The 20027-nt window shown below is 67.4% G+C and carries 14 protein-coding genes, 1 tRNA gene and 1 pseudogene; 6 read left to right on the plus strand and 10 right to left on the minus strand.

Features of this window, described 5'->3' with window-relative positions; genetic code table 11:
- Positions 1 to 149 precede the first annotated feature (149 nt).
- The 4 genes from ABN034_RS11605 to ABN034_RS11620 all read right to left on the minus strand — a co-directional run bounded on the left by ABN034_RS11605 (position 150) and on the right by ABN034_RS11620 (position 5974).
- Positions 150 to 821 carry a single-stranded DNA-binding protein gene (locus ABN034_RS11605; protein WP_349691003.1) on the minus strand — a complete coding sequence of 224 codons (672 nt, stop codon included), beginning with the start codon at positions 819 to 821 and terminating at the stop codon, positions 150 to 152.
- A 173-nt stretch (positions 822 to 994) separates the two neighbouring features.
- Positions 995 to 2287, minus strand: coding sequence for a nickel-dependent lactate racemase (larA, locus tag ABN034_RS11610; RefSeq protein ID WP_349691004.1), 1293 nt, complete (start codon positions 2285 to 2287; stop codon positions 995 to 997).
- A gap of 50 nt (positions 2288 to 2337) precedes the next feature.
- Positions 2338 to 4173, minus strand: a complete 1836-nt coding sequence (locus ABN034_RS11615; protein ID WP_349691005.1) for an ABC transporter ATP-binding protein — start codon at positions 4171 to 4173, stop codon at positions 2338 to 2340.
- A complete protein-coding gene (locus ABN034_RS11620) occupies positions 4166 to 5974 on the minus strand; it encodes an ABC transporter ATP-binding protein (protein WP_349691006.1) in 1809 nt (602 codons plus the stop codon). The genes ABN034_RS11615 and ABN034_RS11620 overlap by 8 nt, the downstream gene beginning before the upstream one ends.
- A gap of 218 nt (positions 5975 to 6192) precedes the next feature.
- Between ABN034_RS11620 and ABN034_RS11625 the strand changes: the two genes are divergently transcribed.
- Together ABN034_RS11625 and ABN034_RS34345 are read left to right on the plus strand one after the other, a co-directional pair.
- Positions 6193 to 6268, plus strand: a tRNA-Arg gene (locus tag ABN034_RS11625).
- Positions 6269 to 6626: 358 nt separating this feature from the next.
- Positions 6627 to 7139 (plus strand): hypothetical protein, encoded by a 513-nt coding sequence (locus ABN034_RS34345; RefSeq protein ID WP_502879031.1) that lies wholly within the window; start codon positions 6627 to 6629, stop codon positions 7137 to 7139.
- Positions 7140 to 7216: 77 nt separating this feature from the next.
- On the opposite strand, the gene ABN034_RS11635 is transcribed toward ABN034_RS34345, so the two are convergent.
- Both ABN034_RS11635 and ABN034_RS11640 read right to left on the minus strand, forming a co-directional pair.
- A complete protein-coding gene (locus tag ABN034_RS11635) occupies positions 7217 to 7558 on the minus strand; it encodes a hypothetical protein (protein WP_349691008.1) in 342 nt (113 codons plus the stop codon).
- Between the two features lie 60 nt (positions 7559 to 7618).
- Positions 7619 to 8623 carry a family 43 glycosylhydrolase gene (locus tag ABN034_RS11640; protein WP_349691009.1) on the minus strand — a complete coding sequence of 335 codons (1005 nt, stop codon included), beginning with the start codon at positions 8621 to 8623 and terminating at the stop codon, positions 7619 to 7621.
- 226 nt (positions 8624 to 8849) lie between these two features.
- Here ABN034_RS11640 and ABN034_RS11645 point away from each other — a divergent pair, with 226 nt between their 5' ends.
- Complete coding sequence (locus ABN034_RS11645; protein WP_349691010.1) at positions 8850 to 11060, plus strand: CBM96 family carbohydrate-binding protein; 2211 nt, start codon at positions 8850 to 8852, stop codon at positions 11058 to 11060.
- Here the strand turns inward: ABN034_RS11645 and ABN034_RS11650 are convergent.
- Positions 11050 to 11586 (minus strand): class I SAM-dependent methyltransferase, encoded by a 537-nt coding sequence (locus tag ABN034_RS11650; RefSeq protein WP_349691011.1) that lies wholly within the window; start codon positions 11584 to 11586, stop codon positions 11050 to 11052. The two genes, ABN034_RS11645 and ABN034_RS11650, sit on opposite strands and share 11 nt — an antisense overlap.
- Positions 11587 to 11908: 322 nt before the next feature.
- Here ABN034_RS11650 and ABN034_RS11655 point away from each other — a divergent pair, with 322 nt between their 5' ends.
- Entirely contained in the window at positions 11909 to 13249 is a 1341-nt protein-coding gene (locus ABN034_RS11655) for a hypothetical protein (protein ID WP_349691012.1), read from the plus strand.
- Here ABN034_RS11655 and ABN034_RS11660 read toward each other — a convergent pair.
- Positions 13155 to 14141, minus strand: coding sequence for an ECF transporter S component (locus ABN034_RS11660; protein WP_349691013.1), 987 nt, complete (start codon positions 14139 to 14141; stop codon positions 13155 to 13157). The genes ABN034_RS11655 and ABN034_RS11660 overlap by 95 nt on opposite strands.
- 23 nt (positions 14142 to 14164) lie before the next feature.
- Between ABN034_RS11660 and ABN034_RS11665 the strand changes: the two are divergent.
- Positions 14165 to 14626 (plus strand): annotated as a pseudogene (locus tag ABN034_RS11665) (transposase); the annotation flags it as partial.
- A gap of 168 nt (positions 14627 to 14794) precedes the next feature.
- Here ABN034_RS11665 and ABN034_RS11670 read toward each other — a convergent pair.
- Together ABN034_RS11670 and ABN034_RS11675 are read right to left on the minus strand one after the other, a co-directional pair.
- The gene (locus ABN034_RS11670) at positions 14795 to 15334 is read right to left on the minus strand and encodes a hypothetical protein (protein ID WP_349691014.1); all 540 of its coding nucleotides are present in this window, start codon (positions 15332 to 15334) and stop codon (positions 14795 to 14797) included.
- Positions 15335 to 15435: 101 nt separating this feature from the next.
- Positions 15436 to 16479 carry a LacI family DNA-binding transcriptional regulator gene (locus tag ABN034_RS11675; protein WP_349691015.1) on the minus strand — a complete coding sequence of 348 codons (1044 nt, stop codon included), beginning with the start codon at positions 16477 to 16479 and terminating at the stop codon, positions 15436 to 15438.
- A gap of 238 nt (positions 16480 to 16717) precedes the next feature.
- Between ABN034_RS11675 and ABN034_RS11680 the strand changes: the two genes are divergently transcribed.
- Positions 16718 to 20023, plus strand: coding sequence for a discoidin domain-containing protein (locus ABN034_RS11680; RefSeq protein WP_349691016.1), 3306 nt, complete (start codon positions 16718 to 16720; stop codon positions 20021 to 20023).
- The last annotated feature ends 4 nt before the right edge of the window (positions 20024 to 20027 follow it).

The following is a 20027-nucleotide window of genomic DNA, read 5'->3' on the forward strand; positions in this document are numbered from 1 at the left end:
CATCGCGTCGAGACCGGCGCTGCCGGGCGGCGTCCCGTGCCCGCCACCGGCGGGGGGCTGGCAGGGCACACCGTCAGGCGGGCGGGCTGCCGCCCGGCAGCTGTCGAGATGAGACGGTCACAAACCGCCTATCTCGGACGGGCCGCCACTCAGGCGGCCCGCTGGTCGGCGCCTGCCGAGGACGCGGCGACGGCCCGAGAGGCTCGACCGCCGCTGCGCGGTTGCGTGGGCAGCGCAGCCGCCTCGGCGCTGGGGGCGCCGACGTCATGGTTTGTGGTTGCTTCCGAACCCGGGCCGGACTGAGGCGTCTCCTGCCCAGTTGCCGAGCGCGGTGCCGCGGTCGAACCTGAACCGGGTGCCGTGCTCGACGTGTCGGTTTCGTCGTTCAGCGGCACCGTGTCAAGGCTCCGCGCGAGCTGTTCGGCGACCTTGGCGTCCGACGGCGTGTCCACGTGCTCGCGCCGGGTGCGCCGGAACGCCGAGGTTCCCCGGGACAGGTCGTGACCGACGACCTGGGCCTCGATCTCGACAGACGTTCCGCTGCGACCGTCGTCGCGCTCCCACGGCTCCACCCGCAGGCGGCCGGTGGCCACGACCGGTTCTCCCTTGCGCAGGCTCGCCGCCACGTTTTCGGCGAGAGCGCGCCAGCACACGACTGTCACGTATGTCGTGCGACCGTCGACCCAGCCCCCCTGACTCCGGTCGAATCGCCGCGAAGTCGAAGCGAGCCGGAACGACGCGAGCGGAGTGCCTCGATCGGACCGCAGGAACCGGATCTCGGTCGCGACGTTGCCGGCAATGCTGATCATGGTCTCGTTCATGTCTGACCCTTCTCGTGAACTGTGCTCACCACGATGGCGGAGCACGATCACCTGCGGGCCTCGGCGGCGTTCGGGTGTGGAAAAGACCGCCGATCTGGGTCCTGTGGACAAAACCTGGCAGCGACGGAACGCACCAGCCAGCCAGCGAGCCAGGAAACCTGTCAGCCAAACAGTCAGTCAACGAGGTACGGGATGGTCTGCGGTCCCTCCGGAAGGACACAGACCCGCGCCGCTCCACCCGCGGCGTCCAACGCCTCCTCGACCGTCTTCTCGACGTCGGCCGTGTGGTCCAGGTGAGCGGCGCGCAGATCGTCAGCCGAGAGGTACGACGTGTGCACGACGACCCTGGCCTTCGCCTGGACCGCTGCCTGGACCTGCACTTGCCACTGGTCAGGGACGGTGTGGTCGCGTGCGGCAATGCGTTCGAGCAGGGCCTCGGGCGACGGTGCCGACGTGAGCACCTCGCGGTAGGAACCGTGGTCCGGGAATCCGTCCCGGCACTCGGCCGCGCACACGATCACACCTCCCGGCTTCACGACCTTCGCCGCGGCCGACATGCCCTTGACCGCCTGGTAGAGGTTCTGGTCCAGCGGGAAGCCGGAATTCGTGGTCAGCACCACGTCGAACGCCGCGTCGACCGGCGCCATGGCGTTGTCCTTCGCCGCCGCACAGGCGGCCCTGTGCATGGCGAACAGCTCGCCTGTGTACGCACCGACGATCTCCTGGTCTCGGTTGAGGATCACGTCGAACGCGAAGTCGACACCCGTGGCGGCGGCGATCGCGCGTACGTCATCGTGGACCGGGTTGCCCTCGGTGATCCCCCACGTCGCACGCGGGTCTCCGATCCGGGCGGCGTCGTGCAGCGTCAGCACCGTCTGCAGGCCGGCGAGCCCGGGCGCCACGAGCTTGGGCCCGCCCGAGAAGCCCGCGAAGAAGTGCGGCTCCACGAAACCGGTGGTGAGGCGTACGTCGGCGTCGACCCACGCCCGGTTGAGCCACACCGGCACGTCGTTGCCGTGACGTCCGCACCAGACGAGGTCCGCGTCGTTGCGCGCGTCATGGTTGACGATCCGGACACGGTTGACCACCGCGTCGCCGAACATCGCCCGCAGCTCCGCGTCGGTGTTCGACCGGTGGGTGCCGGTGGCGACCAGGATGGTGACGTCCTCCGGTCGTACGACGTCGGCCAGCTCGGCAAGCACCGCCGGGATCATGAGGTGCCGGGGTTGGGGCCGCGTGCTGTCACAGGCGGAGATGGCGACCGTCTGTCCCCTGCGTACGACCTCGCGAAGCGGCGGCCCGGCCACCGGGTTGCGGAGCGCGTCGGCGAGGGTGGCGGCCGGATCCGCGACCCCCGGCCGGTAACGCGGCTGGACCAGCGCAGTGCGGTCGGCAGGCAGACGGACGTCCAAGCCGCGCTCGCCATAGGCCAGCCGCACCGTGATCGAGGCACCCGCTCCCGCCATCTCGCTCCCCTTCTCGCCCGAAGGTCGTCGACCCCGACGGTACGCCACCCTCAGCGATAGGCGCGGGCCTGCATCTCGAAGAGCTCGGCGTAGCGGCCGCCTCCAGCGAGGAGCTCCGCGTGACTGCCCGCCTCCGCCACCTGCCCGTCGACCAGCACCACGATCAGGTCGGCCATCCGTACGGTGGAGAACCGGTGCGACACCAGCACCGTGATCCCGCCCGTCTCACGCGCGGCGATCCGCGACGCCTCCGCGAAGCGTTCGAACAACGTGTGCTCGGCCTCGGGGTCCAGCGCCGCCGTCGGCTCGTCGAGCAGCAGGAGCAGGCACCGGTCGCGCATGAACGCCCGCGCCAGCGCCAGCCGCTGCCACTGCCCGCCGGACAGATCGACGCCGCCTGTGAACTTCCGGCCCAGCTGGGTGTCGAGTCCGCTCGGAAGCCCTTCGATGACGGGTTCGGCGTCGCCCCGGAGCAGGGCCGCCTTGATGGCGGCGTCGTCGGTCATCCGGCCGGTGTCGCCGAGGCCCACGACCTCACGTGCCGGCAGCTCGAACTTGACGAAGTCCTGGAACCCGGCGGACATCCGCTTCCGCCATGCGTCGGGGTCGATGTCGCGCAGGTCCGTGCCGTCGACGAGTACCGCGCCGGTGGTGGGGTCGTAGAGCCGGGCCAGCAGCTTGACGAGGGTCGTCTTGCCGGCGCCGTTCTCGCCGACCAGTGCCACGGTCGATCCCGCTGGCAAGGTGAGGTTGACATCTCGGAGGACGGGCTGGTCCGAACCGGGATAGCTGAACCCGACGTCGCGCAAGGCGATGCCCTCGCGCAGCTTCGTCGGTCCAGGATCGCTGCTGCCCGACCAGGAGTTGTCGGCGGCGTAGCGACGCAACCAGTCGTACCGGGCGAAGCTGCGGACGATCTCGCCCATCCAGTAGACGTTGCCGGCGATACCACCGGCCAGCTGGTCCACCTGGGGAGCAACCAGGATGATCAGGACGACGTCACCTGCCGAGAGCCGGCCGGCCTGCGCCATCCACAGCGTCCAGAGGATCGCCGCGCAGTAGACGAGTCCGAAGCAGATCCGGACGGTCCCGTCGAGCACCGCCCCCTTGCGTAGGGCGGTCTCCTGGATGTCGAGGCGTTCGTCCATCAGTTCGGTGAGCCGCCTGGTCAGGACCGGCCGCAGGCCGAAGACCCGCACCTCGAGACCGCTGCGAGGGTCCTTGGAGATCTCGATCAGCCGGTTCATCACCCGGTCGTGCGGCGTCGTCCGCTCCATCGCGTCCTGCGAGCGCTGGAAGCCGCGGAATGCCGACCAGACTCGGCTCAGGCCAAGAATCGGCAGCAGCAGGAGCACCGGATGGACCGATCCGAGCAGACCGAGCACGGCGACCGTGTTGGCCGCCGTGCCGACCACGAACAGGAGGAGTTCGAAGCTGACGCCCAGCCGCCATGCCTGGTCCCTGATCAGCTCGATCTTGTCGGCGACGTCGGGGCGTTCGTGATGGACGATGCCCGGCACGGAGACGGTGACGTCGAGGACGTCACGGTAGATCTGCCCGGAGACACGTTCGGCGGTCGTGTCCTGTACGGGTCCGCTGATCACCATGCCCACGAACATCACGCCGAAGCCGGCCAGGATCACGGCCATGCCCCACACGATGGTGGCGGAATCATGGCCGGTGAGTCCGTCGACCAGGAGTTTCACGCCGTAGGTCTGGGCGGGAGCCGTGACCGCCTGCACGGCGGCCAGCAGACACTGGGCGACGACCAGCAGCGGCGCCGCCCGGAACGCCGTCGCGACCCACAACCGCAGCGCGCGGAGGGTCTCCGGCATCCGGAGGGACTCGGGGGCGCGCGCAGAGGTCGTCCGGCCCACCTCAGGCACGGGACACACCGTCCTCGGTCAGATAGCGCTCGGCCTGGAGGCCGAACATCTGGGCGTAGCGGCCCCCTTCGGCCAGCAACTCCTTGTGCGTACCGGCCTCGACGATCGCACCGCCGTCAAGGACGCAGATCCGGTGCGCGTCACGGACCACGGAGAACCGGTGGGAGATGATCAGCGACGTGACGCCTGACGTGAGGTCGAGGTAGCGATCGACGAGTTCGGCCTCGGCGCGTACGTCGAGCGCGGCGGCCGGCTCGTCGAGCACCAGCACCCCCGCTCCGGCGTCGACGGCGAAGAGCGCCCGCGCGAGCGCGACCCGCTGCCACTCGCCGCCCGACAGGTCGACACCGCCGTCGTAGGTCTTGTCCAGCACGGTGTCCCACCCCGCCGGTAACGCGGCGATGGTCTCGGCGATCCCCGCTTCCGTCGCCACCTTCGTCACCGCGGCGCCGTCGCCGGCGTGTTCGTCCGCGCCGAAGACGACGTTGTCGGTTGCCGAGAGCGGGAAGCGGAGGAAGTCCTGCACGATGGCGGCGATCCGGCGCTGCCAGGCAACGAGGTCGAGCTCACGCAGGTCGACCCCGTCGACGGTGATGCGTCCGGTGGTCGGCGCGTAGACGCCGGCGAGAAGCTTGACCAGTGTCGACTTGCCGGCGCCGTTGACCCCGACCAGGGCGAGCGCCTCGCCGGCACGGATGGTGAGGTCAAGTCCGGCCAGGACGTCGACCTCCGACCCCGGATAGCGGAAGGTCACGCCTTCGAAGCGGATCTCCTCCCGCGGCATCGCGGCCGCCGGATGCCGGCCCCCCTCACCGGTCTCGGGATGGCGTTCGGCGATCACTCCCGGCAGGTCACACATCGCGCGGTAGGCCGTCAGCGCACGCCTGACCTGAACGGCCGCGAATCCGTTGTACGACGCGCCCACGGCGAGGATCGCCGGCACGGCCGTCGCCACCTGGGTGAGTGGCAGCTGGCCGGCGAGCGCGGCCCGGCCGACGAGCACGATCGCGAACGCATGGGCACCGAGGTGCAGCACACCCACGGCAGCCGCCACGAGGGTGCCTCGGCGCCGGGCCTGCCAGATCGGCCGCATCGCGTCGAGCCACTGCGCGACGTACCGCTCCACCAGCCACGGCCCAAGACCGAACACCCGAAGCTCCTTGGGCGCGTCCCGCATCCCCAGGTCGAAGAGGTACCCGGCCCGCCGCGCGCCCTCGGTCAGCCCCCACCAGGAGTCGACCTCGCCCTCGAGCACCCGCCGACGGTGCCATTCCATGAACAGAGTCACGGCCGTGAGGCCGGCAGCTACCGGCCAGGAGAACATCCGGCCCACCAGGACCGCCGAACCCAGCAGCGTGAGCCGGCTGCTGAGGAAACCCGGCAGGATGCGGAGTCCGAAGCTGACCTGGTAGCCATCCTTGCCCTTGGCCCGCTGCTGGGCGTCCTGAACCTCGGGGTCCTCCAGATGCCTGATCCGCCAGGGAGCCAGCAGCGGATCAGTCACGCGTACACCGATGTCCCGGCTGACCCGATTGGACATGCTCCACTCGGCGGCCTGGCGGATCGCCGGCAGGGTTGTCTCCACGACGAACACGGTCAGCAGGGTGGCGAGCAACCAGCCGAACGCCACCATCGACATGGCCCTGGAACCGCCAGTAACGATGCCCGGTACAGCGCCGACGACCTGCCCGACGAGGTAGGTGAGGAGGACTCCGGTGCTGGCTGCGGCAACGGCGAGGGTGAGCGCAAGAACTGTGCTGCCACGAGCGACCCGGTAGGCGTACCAGATCAAGGCGAACACAAGCGACGACCGTAACGGCCGCCACCGACAGGGACAACGAAATTACGCTTCGCGCGTCACCTGCGGACCCTCGCGGGACGGCCGACTCCACGCCCGCAGACTCTCTGTCGCGTGGCTCCGACTGATCATCGACAGGTCGTCCGGCGAGTCGCAGCGACTCACTGGCCGGTCCAGGGAAAGATCCGTTCCGCTCCTCGGTAGAGTTTCTAGCCGCGCCTGCGCCCGTAGCTCAGTGGATAGAGCACCGGACTTCTAATCCGTTGGTCGGAGGTTCGAATCCTCCCGGGCGCGCCAGCTCTGACCAGCGCAAAGACACTCAGCCTCAAGCCGCGAGCGTTGTGCATGGAATCAAACGTGGTGCGAACCCGTATAGACTCCGCGCCATGGCGCGATCGGGTACTCGGCGGAAACGTCGACGCGGGAGCATCGAGGAGCTGCCATCTGTGCACTTCGGGTGAAGGTCTACGCAGGCATCGACCCTGTTACCAAGACCCGGCGCTATCTCACCGAGACGATCGCACCTGGGAGGAAGGCGGGCGACTCAGCCGAGAAATCGCTCACCCGCCTCCTCGCTCAGGTCGACGAGCGACGCCATCCGAAAACGTCCGCGACTCTCAACCAACTGCTTGACAGGTGGCTCGACGTTCTCGATGTGGAGACGAGCACGCGACGCGGCTACCTGACGAAGATCAACAAACACATCCGACCCCTGCTCGGCACCACCCAAGTCGGTCGCATCGACGCCGAGGTACTTGAGTCGCTGTACGCCGACCTCCGCAGGTGTCGCGACCATTGTCGCGGCCGTCGTTACATTCAGCATCGGACAACGTGGGACCACGCCTGCGACGAGCACGATGGTGACGCATGCTCGCCACCCGACGTCGATTGCTACCACTGCCAACGTAGCTGCAAACCACATCACTGCCGTCCGCTCTCGGACTCGAGCATTCGCGGTATCCACTGGATCCTCAGCTCGGCCTTTCAACGTGCCGTGCGGTGGGGTTGGATTGCGCTCAACCAGCAGAGAGTGCCGAACCGCCCCGTCTGCCGACCCCGGACCCTCAGCCGCCATCGGTGGCACAACGCTTCGACGGACCGCCGGAACGACCGATCTTCTTCGTCGACCAGGCAACCGTCGAGTTCAGCCGCGACGCCGAACCGATGAAGGGCGGCTACAACGACAACTATTACCTGCAACTGGTCGACTTCATCCGGCAGTACAAGGGCCTCGGCACCCAGGCGTCACCAGGCAATGAGCGTTCGATCGACATCGATGGTCCGTTCTCGCAGTGGAACGACGTGCAGCCCGCCTACCGCGACTTCACCGGAGATACCGTGGAGCGTAATCACCCTGGATTCGGCGGCGCGACATATACCAACGACACCGGCCGTAACGACTTCGCGGAGCTCAAGGTTGCCCGCGACGACCGATACGTCTACTTCTACGCGCGCACCGCTGAAGCGATCACCGGTACGGACGCGAACCGGAACTGGATGACCTTGCTCGTCAATGTCGATGGCGACGGAACCAACGGATGGAAGGGCTTCGACGTTGCGGTCAACCGCATCGGCGCCGACCGCCACCGAACGTGGCTCGAACGAACCAGTCGCGGCTGGCGAGGGCGGCCGCGGCGGCCTTCGAGGTCAGCGACTCGGCGTGCCGTCGTGGACGCGTGGCCAGCCGTCAGCGTCCCAGGTGAGCCGGTCCATCATCAGCGCGCGCGGTGCGGGGGTGGGGAGCGGGTTGCCGTCCGGATCCCATCGTGGGTACGCGTGGTAGAAGAGCATTTCGGTGAGCTTGCCGTCGATGCGTACCTTCGTGAGGAACTGGTGGCCGGGCGAGGCGAAGTGCTCGTCCTCGGCGAGGACCGGCGGACCGAGTTTGCCTGCGTCGAATGATGCGGTCGGCGCGTCAGCACGGGCGACGCCGACCGCGTAGTGTCCGGTCGCGGTGAAGAGGTTGCCGCTGTAGAAGAGGTAGTAGCGCTTGTCCTGCGGGCGGTAGACCATGCTCGGCGCCTCCACCGAGTTGCCCTCCCACTCCTGGGTGACGGTGAGGATCGGAGTGGGCTGGTGGGCAAGGCGCATGCCGTCGGCGGAGAGCCGGTCGATCATGATGCGCCGGTTGCCGATCTCCTTGTAGAGCAGGTATCGCTGCCCGTCCGGTGCCTGGAAAATGCTCGCGTCGATCATGCTCACGGTGGGATCCTCGCCGAGCGGCTCCTCGCGGAGCGTCCACTCGGTCTGCAGGTTGTCCGACGTCGCGACGAACAGCTTCGCGAACTGCCCAGGACCGGGGCGCATCGAGAAGTAGCACACCCAGGTCCTGCCGATCCGGTAGACCTCGGGCGCCCACATGTCGACGTATCCCGGCGGGGTCTCGACGAACTTTCCGAGGTTGGTCCAGCTGTGGCCGGCGTCGGTGGACTTGGCGAGGCGCAGCCCGGTTGTGAAGGCGTACCACGTGTCGCCGCGGATCACCATGCCCGGATCGGCCGCGGGGCATTCGTGCAGCGGATTCGGGTACGCACCCTCACCCTGGCGTACGGCGCAAGGCTCTCCTTCGACCGCCGGAGCACTGGTCGCGACGCCGCAGAGCCCGGCGACCGTGAGGCCGAGCGTTGTGGCGATCCGGACGAACACCTTCATGGGTTCCTCGCCTTCGTAGGGCACGCCGCAGGCCGGAACCCGCGGTGTGCTGCCATGGCAGCTAACCTTCCAGGTCGAGACCAGAACCGGTAAACGCTTACCGGCGGGCGTGGACGGAAAACTACTCTGGCGCTCCACGCTGTTCAACGTTGAGTACGCACCCGTCGAGCGGCTGACCGATGCTGGTCGTCCCGTGTCTTGCCAGGGTGTACGAGGGAGTGGCCCGATGTCCCCGATCCCGCCTCCGCCCGAACCGGCACGCGGCCTCTCCCGGCGTACGCTCCTCGGCGGTCTCGCCGCCACAGGTGCGGCCGCTGGGACTCTCGCAGGATCGCCGATGCCATCAGCTGCGGCCGCGACGTCGAACCCGGGGCCCGCAGCGGGCGGTGCGGAACTCCGGATCGTCGTCGAGAACGCGCCGGCTGGTCGCGGGATGCCCCTCGTGGGCTACAACACCGGTCACTACCTGCCCGGGAGCAACACCTCGGCCTGGTTGGCGTACTCCCGGGTCAATGCTGTGCGCTTCTTCGCCTCGCTCGTGCACTGGACACCGGACGAGGCGTTCGACCCGGGCGAAGGTATCGACGACATCGACGACTTCGATCTACGCAAGGCCGAACTGCGCCGCGACCCCGAGAGAAATCCCTTCCTGCGTTGGGACATCCTCGAAGACGTCTTCGAGAACCAGGTTTACCCGACGACGAACTTCTACCGTCTCAACTACCAGGTGGGTGAGCTGAAGCGCCTCGGCATCGTCACCATCATGGAAGCGGCCGAGCTGGGTTGGAACTCACCCTTGTCCGGGCTGTGGCTGCAGTGGCAGAAGCACTACGCGTTCACCTACCACCTGGCCCGGCACTACGACGTGGAGCGCTACAACTTCGTCAACGAGCCGGACCACCCGAGCGCGGCACACGACATCGTCGACCAGGACATCTATGTCCGCGGGTTGCAGATCGCCTCCGACGCCATCCGTTCGGCGGTCGCCGATGTCAACCAGAGATACGGAAAGCGGCTGCGCGCATGCGTGCAGGCCCCGGTCATCACCCACGTCTCGAGCTCGCGCGGCGATGACCACATGGACGCCGATCCGGACGCCGACCCTCGCGACGATGAGTACGGCTGGGGCCAGATCTCGCTCATGAACCTGCGTACGGACTATCACGGCGACACGATCGTCGAGGACGTGTTCCACGTCTTCGACACCCACCAGTACAACAAGACCGCCGACACCTATGCGTACGAGATCTCGATGATGCGGGAGAAGATGCGGGCGTACACGCCGACCGGTGTGGCGCTGCCGATCGTGTACTCGGAGTTCAACCGCCGCAATACCTCAGCGTTCGAGACCAGTGGGGACGACCTCGACACACCCTTGATCTACTGCGACCTGGCGCAGATCTGGAGCACGGCGCTCGCTGGACAGGTCGAGGGGATGATCGCGTTCAAGTTCCAGAACACCATGCGTGCCAACGGAATCCCTTACGGCACCGGCTTCTACTACCTCGAGCACGAAGGGCTCCACGACATCCACGGGGTGAGCAAGGCCGGTGAGATGCAACGCCTCTTCGCGAAAGGGTTCAAGGGGGACCGGTCGCTCATGAAGGCGAGCGCCGACGATGGTCGCACGGTGGTGGTCTCGCAGGACCGCGCCGCGTCGTGCCATTACCTGTGGCTGCCCCATCCGAGTGGTACGCCGGGCGGTGAAGTGGATCTCGACCTGCGTGCATTGCCGATTCCACGACACGGCACACGGGTGATCGTCGAGGAGGTCAGCCCGGCACACAGTGGCGGGATCGTGGCGGACGTGCCGCTGCCGGAGACGAAGCAGATCACCCTGCACCAGCCCGCCGACTCGGTGTGGTTGCTGACGATCGCGGGTCCAGGGCGGGTTCGTACGCATGATGCGGCGGCGGATGCAACGGTTCGACGGAGTGGGGACTCCGGCGACGGCGAGGAAGCCCTTGCCGTGGCGCTGGACACCACCGGCGCGGGACCCACCGAGGTCAGCTACCTGTTGTTCGAGGTGGGGCCCGAAGCGCGGCACGCACGTCGCGCCCACCTGGAGCTGTGCGGCGCGAGCGAAGACGGCCAACCGTTCACGTTCATGGTGTACGCAGTGACCGACACGTCATGGGCGGGCCAGGACTTCGACTGGGATTCCGCGCCCTATCTGGACGGCGAAGCGGTCCACCCCACCGACGTCGGCCGGACCGTGTACCCCGCCGGTCAGGTGTCGACACTCGGCGTGGTCACGCCCGCCCGCCTTGACGTCACCGACGCCCTACGGCAGGTCTCCGGTGACACGATCGCCTTCCTGCTCATCCGCGAACAGCGGCGCGCCGAGGATGTCGCGGACAACGGCCGGCGGGCGGTGTTCGCCTCCCGTCACGCGTCCGACCCCGCCCGCCGCCCACGCCTGACCCTCACCAACTGACCAGCCGCCCGCCCGTCCACGGCGTCGAGCGTCGCCGCCACACCACCGCATTGGCGCCGCTGATCGGGAGTCGCGCGATCCGCGAGCCCGGTGCGAGCGTCGCGAGATGCTCTAGCCAGCCTTGCGCGGTGTACGTTCTGCCGTCCATCGGGAAGACACAGCAAGGAACAACCGCGAAGTCAAGGTCGTACGCAACAGCCGCGCGCACCGCCGGCTCGGTGGCCTGGTCAGGATGGAGCCCGACGACCAGGGAGAAGCCGCGCAGGTCGACGGCCTCGACCGGCGCGACGATCCGCTCGATCCTGGCGAGGTGTCCCTCCCGGACCGCGCGCTTGCGAAGGTCCCGGTGGATCCAGCGAGGCAGGCGTACGTCTCGCGGCTCGATGACGACCGGACTGTGGCCGAGTTCCTGCAACCAGTACGACAGCTCGCCGTGTCCGCCGGCCACGTCGGCGATCCTTCCCGCGTGCGGGAAGGTCCGGTCGATGAAGTCCGCGAACTCCCAGGCCCGGTTCCTGTCGCCCATGCTGGCCTCCGCAGGCGGCACCGGACCGCCCGAAGGGCAGGCCCTGCCGCGGCTCAGGCCAGCAGGTGACAGCTGTCGGTTTCTCCTGCTGGTGTCATACGACCTCGTCGCGTCTTGCTCGGCACGCACTCTCGCACAGGGCACGCGGCCGGGCCACTGCTTTTCACTGTGAGCGGTTGCCCTGAATCGCTCTCGCGTGATCGGTGTGGAGTCCGCAGCTGTCCAGAGGAGTCCGGAACCCGACAGCGAACGGACGCGTGCGACGTGATCGCCTACCTTGAAGGCGCGTCGCCCGCCGGTCCAGTCCGCAGGGAGGAACGCCATGCCCATGCGCCTTCGCCTCAGCACGCGGCTCATCGTGACGATCGCGGTCGGACTCGTCTGCACGTCGATGACGACCCATGGCGCAGCGGCTTCGGCGATGATGGCGCCGCCGCGCACCTCCGCTGCGAGCGACTTCGGTTCGGGACTGGGCGCGCCGGCGCCCGACGTGGTCGCGGCGGCGCGGGAGGCACCGCTGGTGCGGTACCACCGCGACTTGCCTGGTGGTGCGTACACCAATGCAGGCAATAGCGGCGGCGCGTCGATCATCCTGGCCTTTGCGGCGTACTCGGGTGACCGCAGCGCGGACGACCGGTTGCTCGAGCAGATGCGCTACACGCTCACCGGCGGCAACGACATCGCCGCCAATGGCGGGTACCCGGCGCAGCACGAACTCCTCGTCACGGGCATGTTCGCCGTCGCCAAGCGCATTCCGCGGATCTGGCAGGCGCTCTCGGCCGTGGAACGCCAACGGGTCGACGCGCTCATGCAGGCCTCGCTGGTCGGCTCGGCGTTCACGACGAGCGACAACAACCCGTTCATCCTCGCCGGCGAGCCCGAGCAGACGCTCGACGGCGACGGAAACCTCGGGCGCGGCTGGAACCCCAACTACCGCGAGGGCATGGGTGGTTCCATACTTGTCGCCGCCTCGTACTTCGGCGTACCGGCGGCACAACGGCTGTTGCGCACCTACCAGCACGAGGCGTTCGTCTGGCGGCTCGACCAGCTGGGACTCGACAACGCCCATCGCACCTTCACCTGGAAGGCCGCGCATCCCGACTCCGCGGCGCCGACCGGCGAGCAGATCGAGTCGGCCGTGCACGACTGGTCGTTGTGGGGCGTCGAGCTCGACGAGCCGATGCGCCTCGAGGCCGACCTCGCGCTCCACACGTACGGCGCGACCGTGGAATGCGGACTCGATGACGGCACGGGCATCCTGACACGCGACGGGATCTACGCCGGGGTCATCGACAACGGGTGCGAGAACCTGCCCCACCTCGGCCAACCGGGCATGCTGCTGGAGTTCGACTCGGTTGACGCCAACGGGCCGCGCAGCTCCGCCGGCTATGCCTATGGCGGCTACAAGCCCAACCAGATCACCCAGGCGGTCATGATCGCGGGCGGACTGTGGCAGCCGACGCCCGAGGTCGACGAGGTCCTCGACCGGATGCTCGTCGGGATCGAGGATCTGTGGTACAAGCTGGCACACGGCTACCGCGAGTACTCGCGTGGTGAGTATCGCGGCATCATGCGGATCGACAACCCCAGCTACGGTTTCGTGTACCTCCGGTCGTTGTGGGAGGACGTCGTGGCGCCCTATCACGGGGTCGAGACGGGCTAGCCGCGCAGGCGACGGTTAGGCACGCCTGCCCTCGTGCGGGCGAAGGGGTGGACGTGCGCGCGTTCCCGACCCCGACTCCGTCAGCGGACCTCCGCCTCCACCGGCGGGGCGTGTCGAAGGCGGCGCGTCGGGCCGCGCGGCGAAGTGACACGAGCAGAGGGCGTGCGGCAAGGAGTACCAGCAGGACGTTGAGGATCGCGCGAGCGGCGTCCCAGCCGAGCGACGTCGTCGCGTAGAACACGGCGTAGTGGCTGAGGTTGGTGAGGATCGGCCCGCCGGGAACGAAGGAAGCACCGGCGGGCAGGTAGCTCGCGACCGGCCAGAACCACAGGTTGAGCAGGGCGCCATAGCCGAACCCGCACACGCCGGCGTACATCATGAGCAGCCAGCGCTCGGCCCATCCCGACGCCCGCGGCAGGCAGCCGGCGCCCAACCCCACCCACGCGAGCCCGAACATCTGGAACGGCATCCACGGACCAACGCCACCGGTGGTGAGCGCGGTCGCCAGCATGACGACCACCCCCAGTGCGAACCCGAACCCAGGTCCGAACACCCGTCCGGCGAGGATCAGCAGGAAGAACGCCGGATCGAACCCACCTGCCCCGGGATTGAGGGTCTGCAGGGCAGCGCCCACGGCGGCGAGAACCCCGAGCATCGCCACCGCTTTGACGTCCATTCCGCCGTCGGCGAGTTCGGCGTAGACGATCGCGACGACCAGCAGGAGTACGCCGATGAACAGGTACGGCGCATCGTGGCTGTGCTCACCCATGGCGCTCGAGGCGTCGACCACGAACGGCCAGCCGAAGCCGGCGAGCCCGACCACGCTCGCCAGCGCGAGAGCCAGGACCGAGCGCGGTCGCAGGGCGATGACGGCGATGCCAGGTTGGGACACCCCTAGCCATCTCCAGCGCTGAATGGCACGCCGCCACCTCCAAAGAGACCGACCTGGTGATGATGCCGTTGCGGATGGCGCTGTGGCAGCGCGACCGCGAGGGCCAGCCGAGGGTGCCCGGCGAGCTGATCTGTCGTCACTCCGACGCGGGGTCGCAGTACACGAGCATTCGGTTCACCGAGCACCTCGAACTCGAGGGCATCCAGCCCTCGATCGGGTCCGTCGGCCACGCCTACGACAACGCATTGATGGAGACCGTCAACGGGCTCTACAAGGCCGAGTGCATCCGCACCACCGTCTTCCACGACGGCCCCTACAAGACCATCGCCGACGTCGAGTACGCCACCGCTGGCTGGGTCGACTGGTACAACAACCGACGCCTACACAGCTCCCTTGCCATGATGACCCCAATAGAGTTCGAGCGGGCCCACTACGTGGACCTCAGCCGAGAGCCGCAACCCGTACGAGAGCGGCAGAGAACTTGAGGCGCTTCATGCTAACTGCCGCCTACACCCGTAACCCCGAGCGCTTCGTCCGCAAGCACCCCGAGCCAACCGCCCTACCCGATGCGGCATGGATCAACAAACCCACCGACACACAGCAGCAGGACAAAAACAGCCCAGTTGATTCAATGAATCCGTAACCGACGCGCCTCAGAAAGCTTGACACGCACTGCCGAGCCTTGGGTGGGCCAGACACGACATGATCGGCATCCCGTCGCCGGAACAGACCAGGTAGAGCTTGAGTCCCCAGTAGAAGCGGGAATGGGAGGCACAGTAGCCGTAGCCGGCGTGACCGGCCAGGTCCGAACGCTTGGCCGTCTCGCGCGAGGTGCCGCAGGGTACCGGGGTGGCGTCGGTCATCCACATGTCGTCGAACCACGACGGGCAGTGCTGCGCGAGCACAACAATCGCTCTGCACAGCAGCGGTTCGGCAGCCTTCAGCCGCCTGTGGTAGCCGGACTGCTGCGGCAGATATCCGAACATGCCACGCCACACCGAGCTGGCATGCAGATGCCGGATCCAGCGGCGTTCGCAGTGACAACCCAACAGGACCTGGGCCACCGCCAGCGTGATCAGCTCGCTGTCGGAAAGCAACGGTTGCCGGCCGCGCCCGACCCGGCGCCGCGGCACGACATGATCGTCGATCAGCACGTACAGTGCCGTCAGGAGGGCGTTCATTTCTTTCGTCACACATTGATCTTGAACGCCCCCCGCCTACTTCTCCGACCAACACGCCCAACCTCGATCTTCAAGGAATCGACCATCTAGGGCAGGCCGCGCCAGGCAATCACTCACCCACCGGAGGTTCCGGAACAGCCCTCAGCGCTAGCCGATGTTGTGGCGCCTGTCGATTGCCGAGGCACGATCTCGGGCTGAATCCGGATCTTGCGGGGCATACCATCCTTGCGGCTGAGGCGGGACAGTAGGGTGCGTACCGCCTCGGCACCGAGCTCGTCGACTGGTTGGCGTACCGACGTGAGGGTGGGACGGATGAGCGTGGCGAAGGCGATGTCGTCGAAGCCGGCGAGTGCGATGTCATCGGGGACGTGCAAACCGTGTCCCAGCAGGGCGTCGAGCACGCCGAGCGCGATCAGGTCATTTGCGCAGACGATGGCCGCAGGCATCTCGCCGGCCACGATGTCGCCTCCGGCCTTCTGGCCCCACGCGGTGGAGAAGTCGCCGAGCAGGACGCGGTGTCGGTTGTTCTCGTCCCGGGCGCCCGCGTGCGCGAGGTAGGCGCGGAGCCGTTCGGCTGCGGTGGAGTTGGTTGGTTGGGAACCGACGAACGCCAGCTGCTGGTAGCCCTGGATCGCCAGATGGCGGACCATCTCGGCCATGCCGAGCTCGTTGTCGACCGCGACGGAGTCCGACTTCGCTCCGGACACGACGCGGTCGAGTTGGACGACGGGGACTTCGTTGGCCGCCTCGCGTACGCACGCGGCACTTTGTTCGGCGTCGTACGGCACGATGAGCAACCCGTCGACCTGGCGTGCGAGCAGGGTCCGGACGCGTTCCGCCTCGACGTCTGGCGATTCCTCACCATCGCACAGGAGTAGTCCGTGACCTGACCGGTGCAGGCTGCGTTCGACTGCCTGGACGAGGGCGGTGAAGAAGGGATTGCTGATCTGCGGGACGACCATGCCTACCGTGCCCGTGGCCTGGCGACGCAACGCACTCGCCAGCTGATTGGTGCGGTAGCCGAGCCTCTCCTGGGCGGCCCGCACGGCGCGGACGACGTCGGGCCGCACGCGCCGGCTCCCCGTGAGCACGCGTGACACCGTCGCTACTGAGAACCCCGCCTCCCGGGCGACGTCCTGCATCGTCACACGCGCCATGCCCCGTGAACTCCAATGGCCAGATTTGGATTTGGTAAACGATTACCGCCAGGAGGCATTTTCTGGCCGGAGTGGAACGCGGTCAAGCCCGACGCTCGGGAAATTTTCCCAAGAGTTTCCCGTTGACGCTGTGGCAAGCCGGGACTAAATAAGGGAAATCGTATACCGCTACCCTCCTGCGTCACCCACGAGCCCCTGTATCGCCGAGCTCAGACCGACCCCTCGCCAGGAGTCCCCGATGCGCCCCACCTCACTGACGTCGCTCATCTCGATCCCGTTACTCGGCCTCGCCCTCATCCCCGGTCCTGCGACCGCTGCCGAGGGTGTCGTGCCGACGCCCGGCATGGTCATCACCCAGGACACGAGTTTCGCGCCTGGTACGTATGAATTCCCCGATGGCGACGGCATCGTGATCGCCGCGGACGGGATCACGGTCGACGGCAACGGGGCGACTTTGGTGGGACCAGGTGTCGCCGGCGACCCTGACACCTACGCGGGCACCGCCGTGACGGCCGACGGGCACAGCGGGGTGACGCTCACCGGCCTCACGGCGCGAGGGTTCGACCTGGGCCTCAAGGTCAGCGACGGGTCGGGGTGGACCATCACCACCAACGACTTCTCCGGAAACTACGACAACCCGTCGGTGGCCTGGACCGACGGGCCGCTCGCGGGAGCGATCCTGCTGGAGAACGTCAGTGAGAGCCGGGTCGAGAACAACACCGCTCACAACAACTGGAACGGCCTCACGCTGCGCCACAGCAACGACAACACGATCGCGGACAACGACATCTCGCACTGCAGCAACGTCTGCCTGAAGATGTGGCGCGCCTCGCGCAACATGATCAGCGACAACAATTTCAGCTACGGCATCCGGCAGCAGAACGACCAGTGCCAGACGCATGCCTGCGACTCCACGAGCGCGCTGATCGAAACGGGCTCGAACGACAACGAGTTCTACCGCAACGACTTCACCCATGGCGGCGACGGAGTGTTCATCCGTCCGCTCAACGGCGTCGTCTCCACCGGCAACTACTTCGAGGAGAACGATGGGTCGTACGCCAACAACAACGCCTGGGAGAGCTGGTCACCCGGCAACACCTACGTACGCAACAAGGGAAACCACTCGTCGTACGGCTTCTGGCTTGGTGGCTCCGACCACACCGTGATGATCGGCAACGAGGCGGCGTACAACGGTGTCACCAAGGCCAATGCGCCCGAGGACTTCGGCAACGCCGGCGTCTCGGTCGTCAACGGATCGAGCAGCCACTTCGTGTTCGTCGGCAACCACGTGCACGACAACAAGAGCCCCGGCGTGGCGATTCGCTACCAGGCGGAGTACCCCGCGTACCACTGGGTGATCCAGCAGAACCGCATCACCGACAATGCGACGTACGGCATCTACCTGCGTAACGCCAAGTGGCTCGACATCGCTGGCAACGAGATCAGCGGCAACCCAGGCGGTGCGATCAAGCGCGATGGCGCCCTCACCGACGTCTTCGAGCGCTCGGCCTCGATGGACGACGAGGCCCCCACCGCGCGGGCCAGCATCTCGCCCATGCGCGGAGCTGTGGCGGGTGAGCCGGTGACCTTCGACGCCTCGGAGAGCACCGACCCGTCGGGCGCGCAGCTTGCGTACCGCTGGGACCTCGGCGATGGCACCATCGCTGACACCGCTCAGACGACGCACACCTTTGACGAGGCGGGTTTCTACCGTGTCGGCGTCACCGTCAACAACGGCAAGCTTGCCGACATCAAGGGATTCGACTTCTACGTCACCGACCCCGATCCGGAAGCAGCGACCGATGCGGCGGCGGAATGGAACGCGCAAGGCAGCGGCGGCGAGGTGGCCGTTTCCGGCGACGATGCCAAGGTCGTCAAGGGCGAGCGGTCGATTCGGCTCGACGGTGACGCGACCGCCGCAACTCTGCGCTACACCGGTGCACTCGATTTGGCGGACGTATCGACCCTGGCGTTCTGGATCAGCGCCGAGCACGAGGAGCGCGCGTTCGGGACGGGCCAACCGGTCATCAGGCTGCTGGCGGGCGACGGCGACTACATCGAGTACACCCCGTCGGGCAACTGGCTGGACCCCTGGGCAGTTCCGTATCAGGAGGCGAGGTACGGCTGGCAGCGCGTCGAGATCCCGCTGGCCGGGGGAGGCTCGTGGGCCCGCACGGTCGTTGGCGACGCCTCGCTCGACGACGTGACAGGACTCGAGGTCTCGGTGACCTCAGGCGGAGGTGCGTATACCTTCTGGCTCGACGGCATGGTGACGTACAACGTTCCGGACGTCGCACCCTCGATCGCGTACAACCCCACGGGTGTACGGGAACCGATGCCGATCACGAGCTCCGGTGACACGCCGTGGAGTCTCGTGGACGGGGCGAGCGAGGAAGTTGCGTGGTCCAGCGGAGACGCGAACGCCTGGGTGGGTGTCAACTTCGATGCTCTGCGGGAGTTCAACCAGGTGGTGCTGCGGAGCAGTGCGGACGGAGATCCCGCGTCGGTCTCCGTCGAGTATCGCCGCGGCGATACCTGGCGCGATGTCGAGAAGGCCGACACCGCTCCTGCGGCTGCCGGCGCGACCGTGGTGACCTTCGACACCGTGCTCGCCGACGCCGTGCGGGTGCACGTGACGCCTCCGCAGGACAGAGAGGTGACCCTCACCGAGCTGGAGGTCCGCCACACCGGCAACGTCGCCGGCAACCGCCAGGCTGGCACCCCCGTGCCGAGAACTCCGTCGGCCGCCGCGTCGTCGGAGTCCGGCGCAGCGCTAAAGGCGATCGACGGCAGCCTGGACACCTCATGGGTGCCCGCGCATGGCGACCGCGCACAGTGGATCAGCGTCAATTTCGGCATCCGCCGTACCGTCAACAAGGTGAACCTCCACCTCAACGAGGCGCCGGCCGGGATCCAGCTGCAGTACTGGGGTAGTGGCGGCTGGGCCGACGTGACGCACCTTCGTACGACACCAGGAGAGGTCCTTCGTGGTACGAACATCCTGAGCTTCGACAACGTGAGCACCCGCCGCCTGCGTGTGCTCGTCGACGGAGCGGCCAAGGTTCAGGAGTTCGAGGCGACGAACGCCAACCTCGTCCTCAACGCACTCGGTCGTGGGCGGTCCATCACTCCCGAAGCGTCGTACACCTCGCCCTACGACACCCTGCAAGGGCCGATTGACGGCACCTACGGCGCCTCACCACGTTGGACGTCGTGGAACTCCCACAACGACAGCGACTGGTACGCGTTGACCTTCGACGGTCCGACGGTGATCGGGCGGGTGAACCTCCACGTCTACAACGACAACGGCGGCGTCATCCCGCCGGAGGAGTACCGCATCCAGTACTGGAAGGACGGCCGGTGGGCCGACGTCACGGAGATCACCCGGGATCCGGCGGAGCCGGGGGCTGGGTACAACACGGTGGTCTTCGAGCCTGTGACGACGACGAAGATCAGGTTCTTCGGCGTCAACGTCAATCCGGAGAACTTCGGCCAGTACGTCGGGCTCACGGAGTTCGAGCCGCTGCGCTGGGACCGGATCTGACGGC

The organism is Actinopolymorpha sp. B11F2 (genome assembly GCF_040195635.1).
Taxonomy (GTDB): Bacteria; Actinomycetota; Actinomycetes; order Propionibacteriales; family Actinopolymorphaceae; genus Thermasporomyces.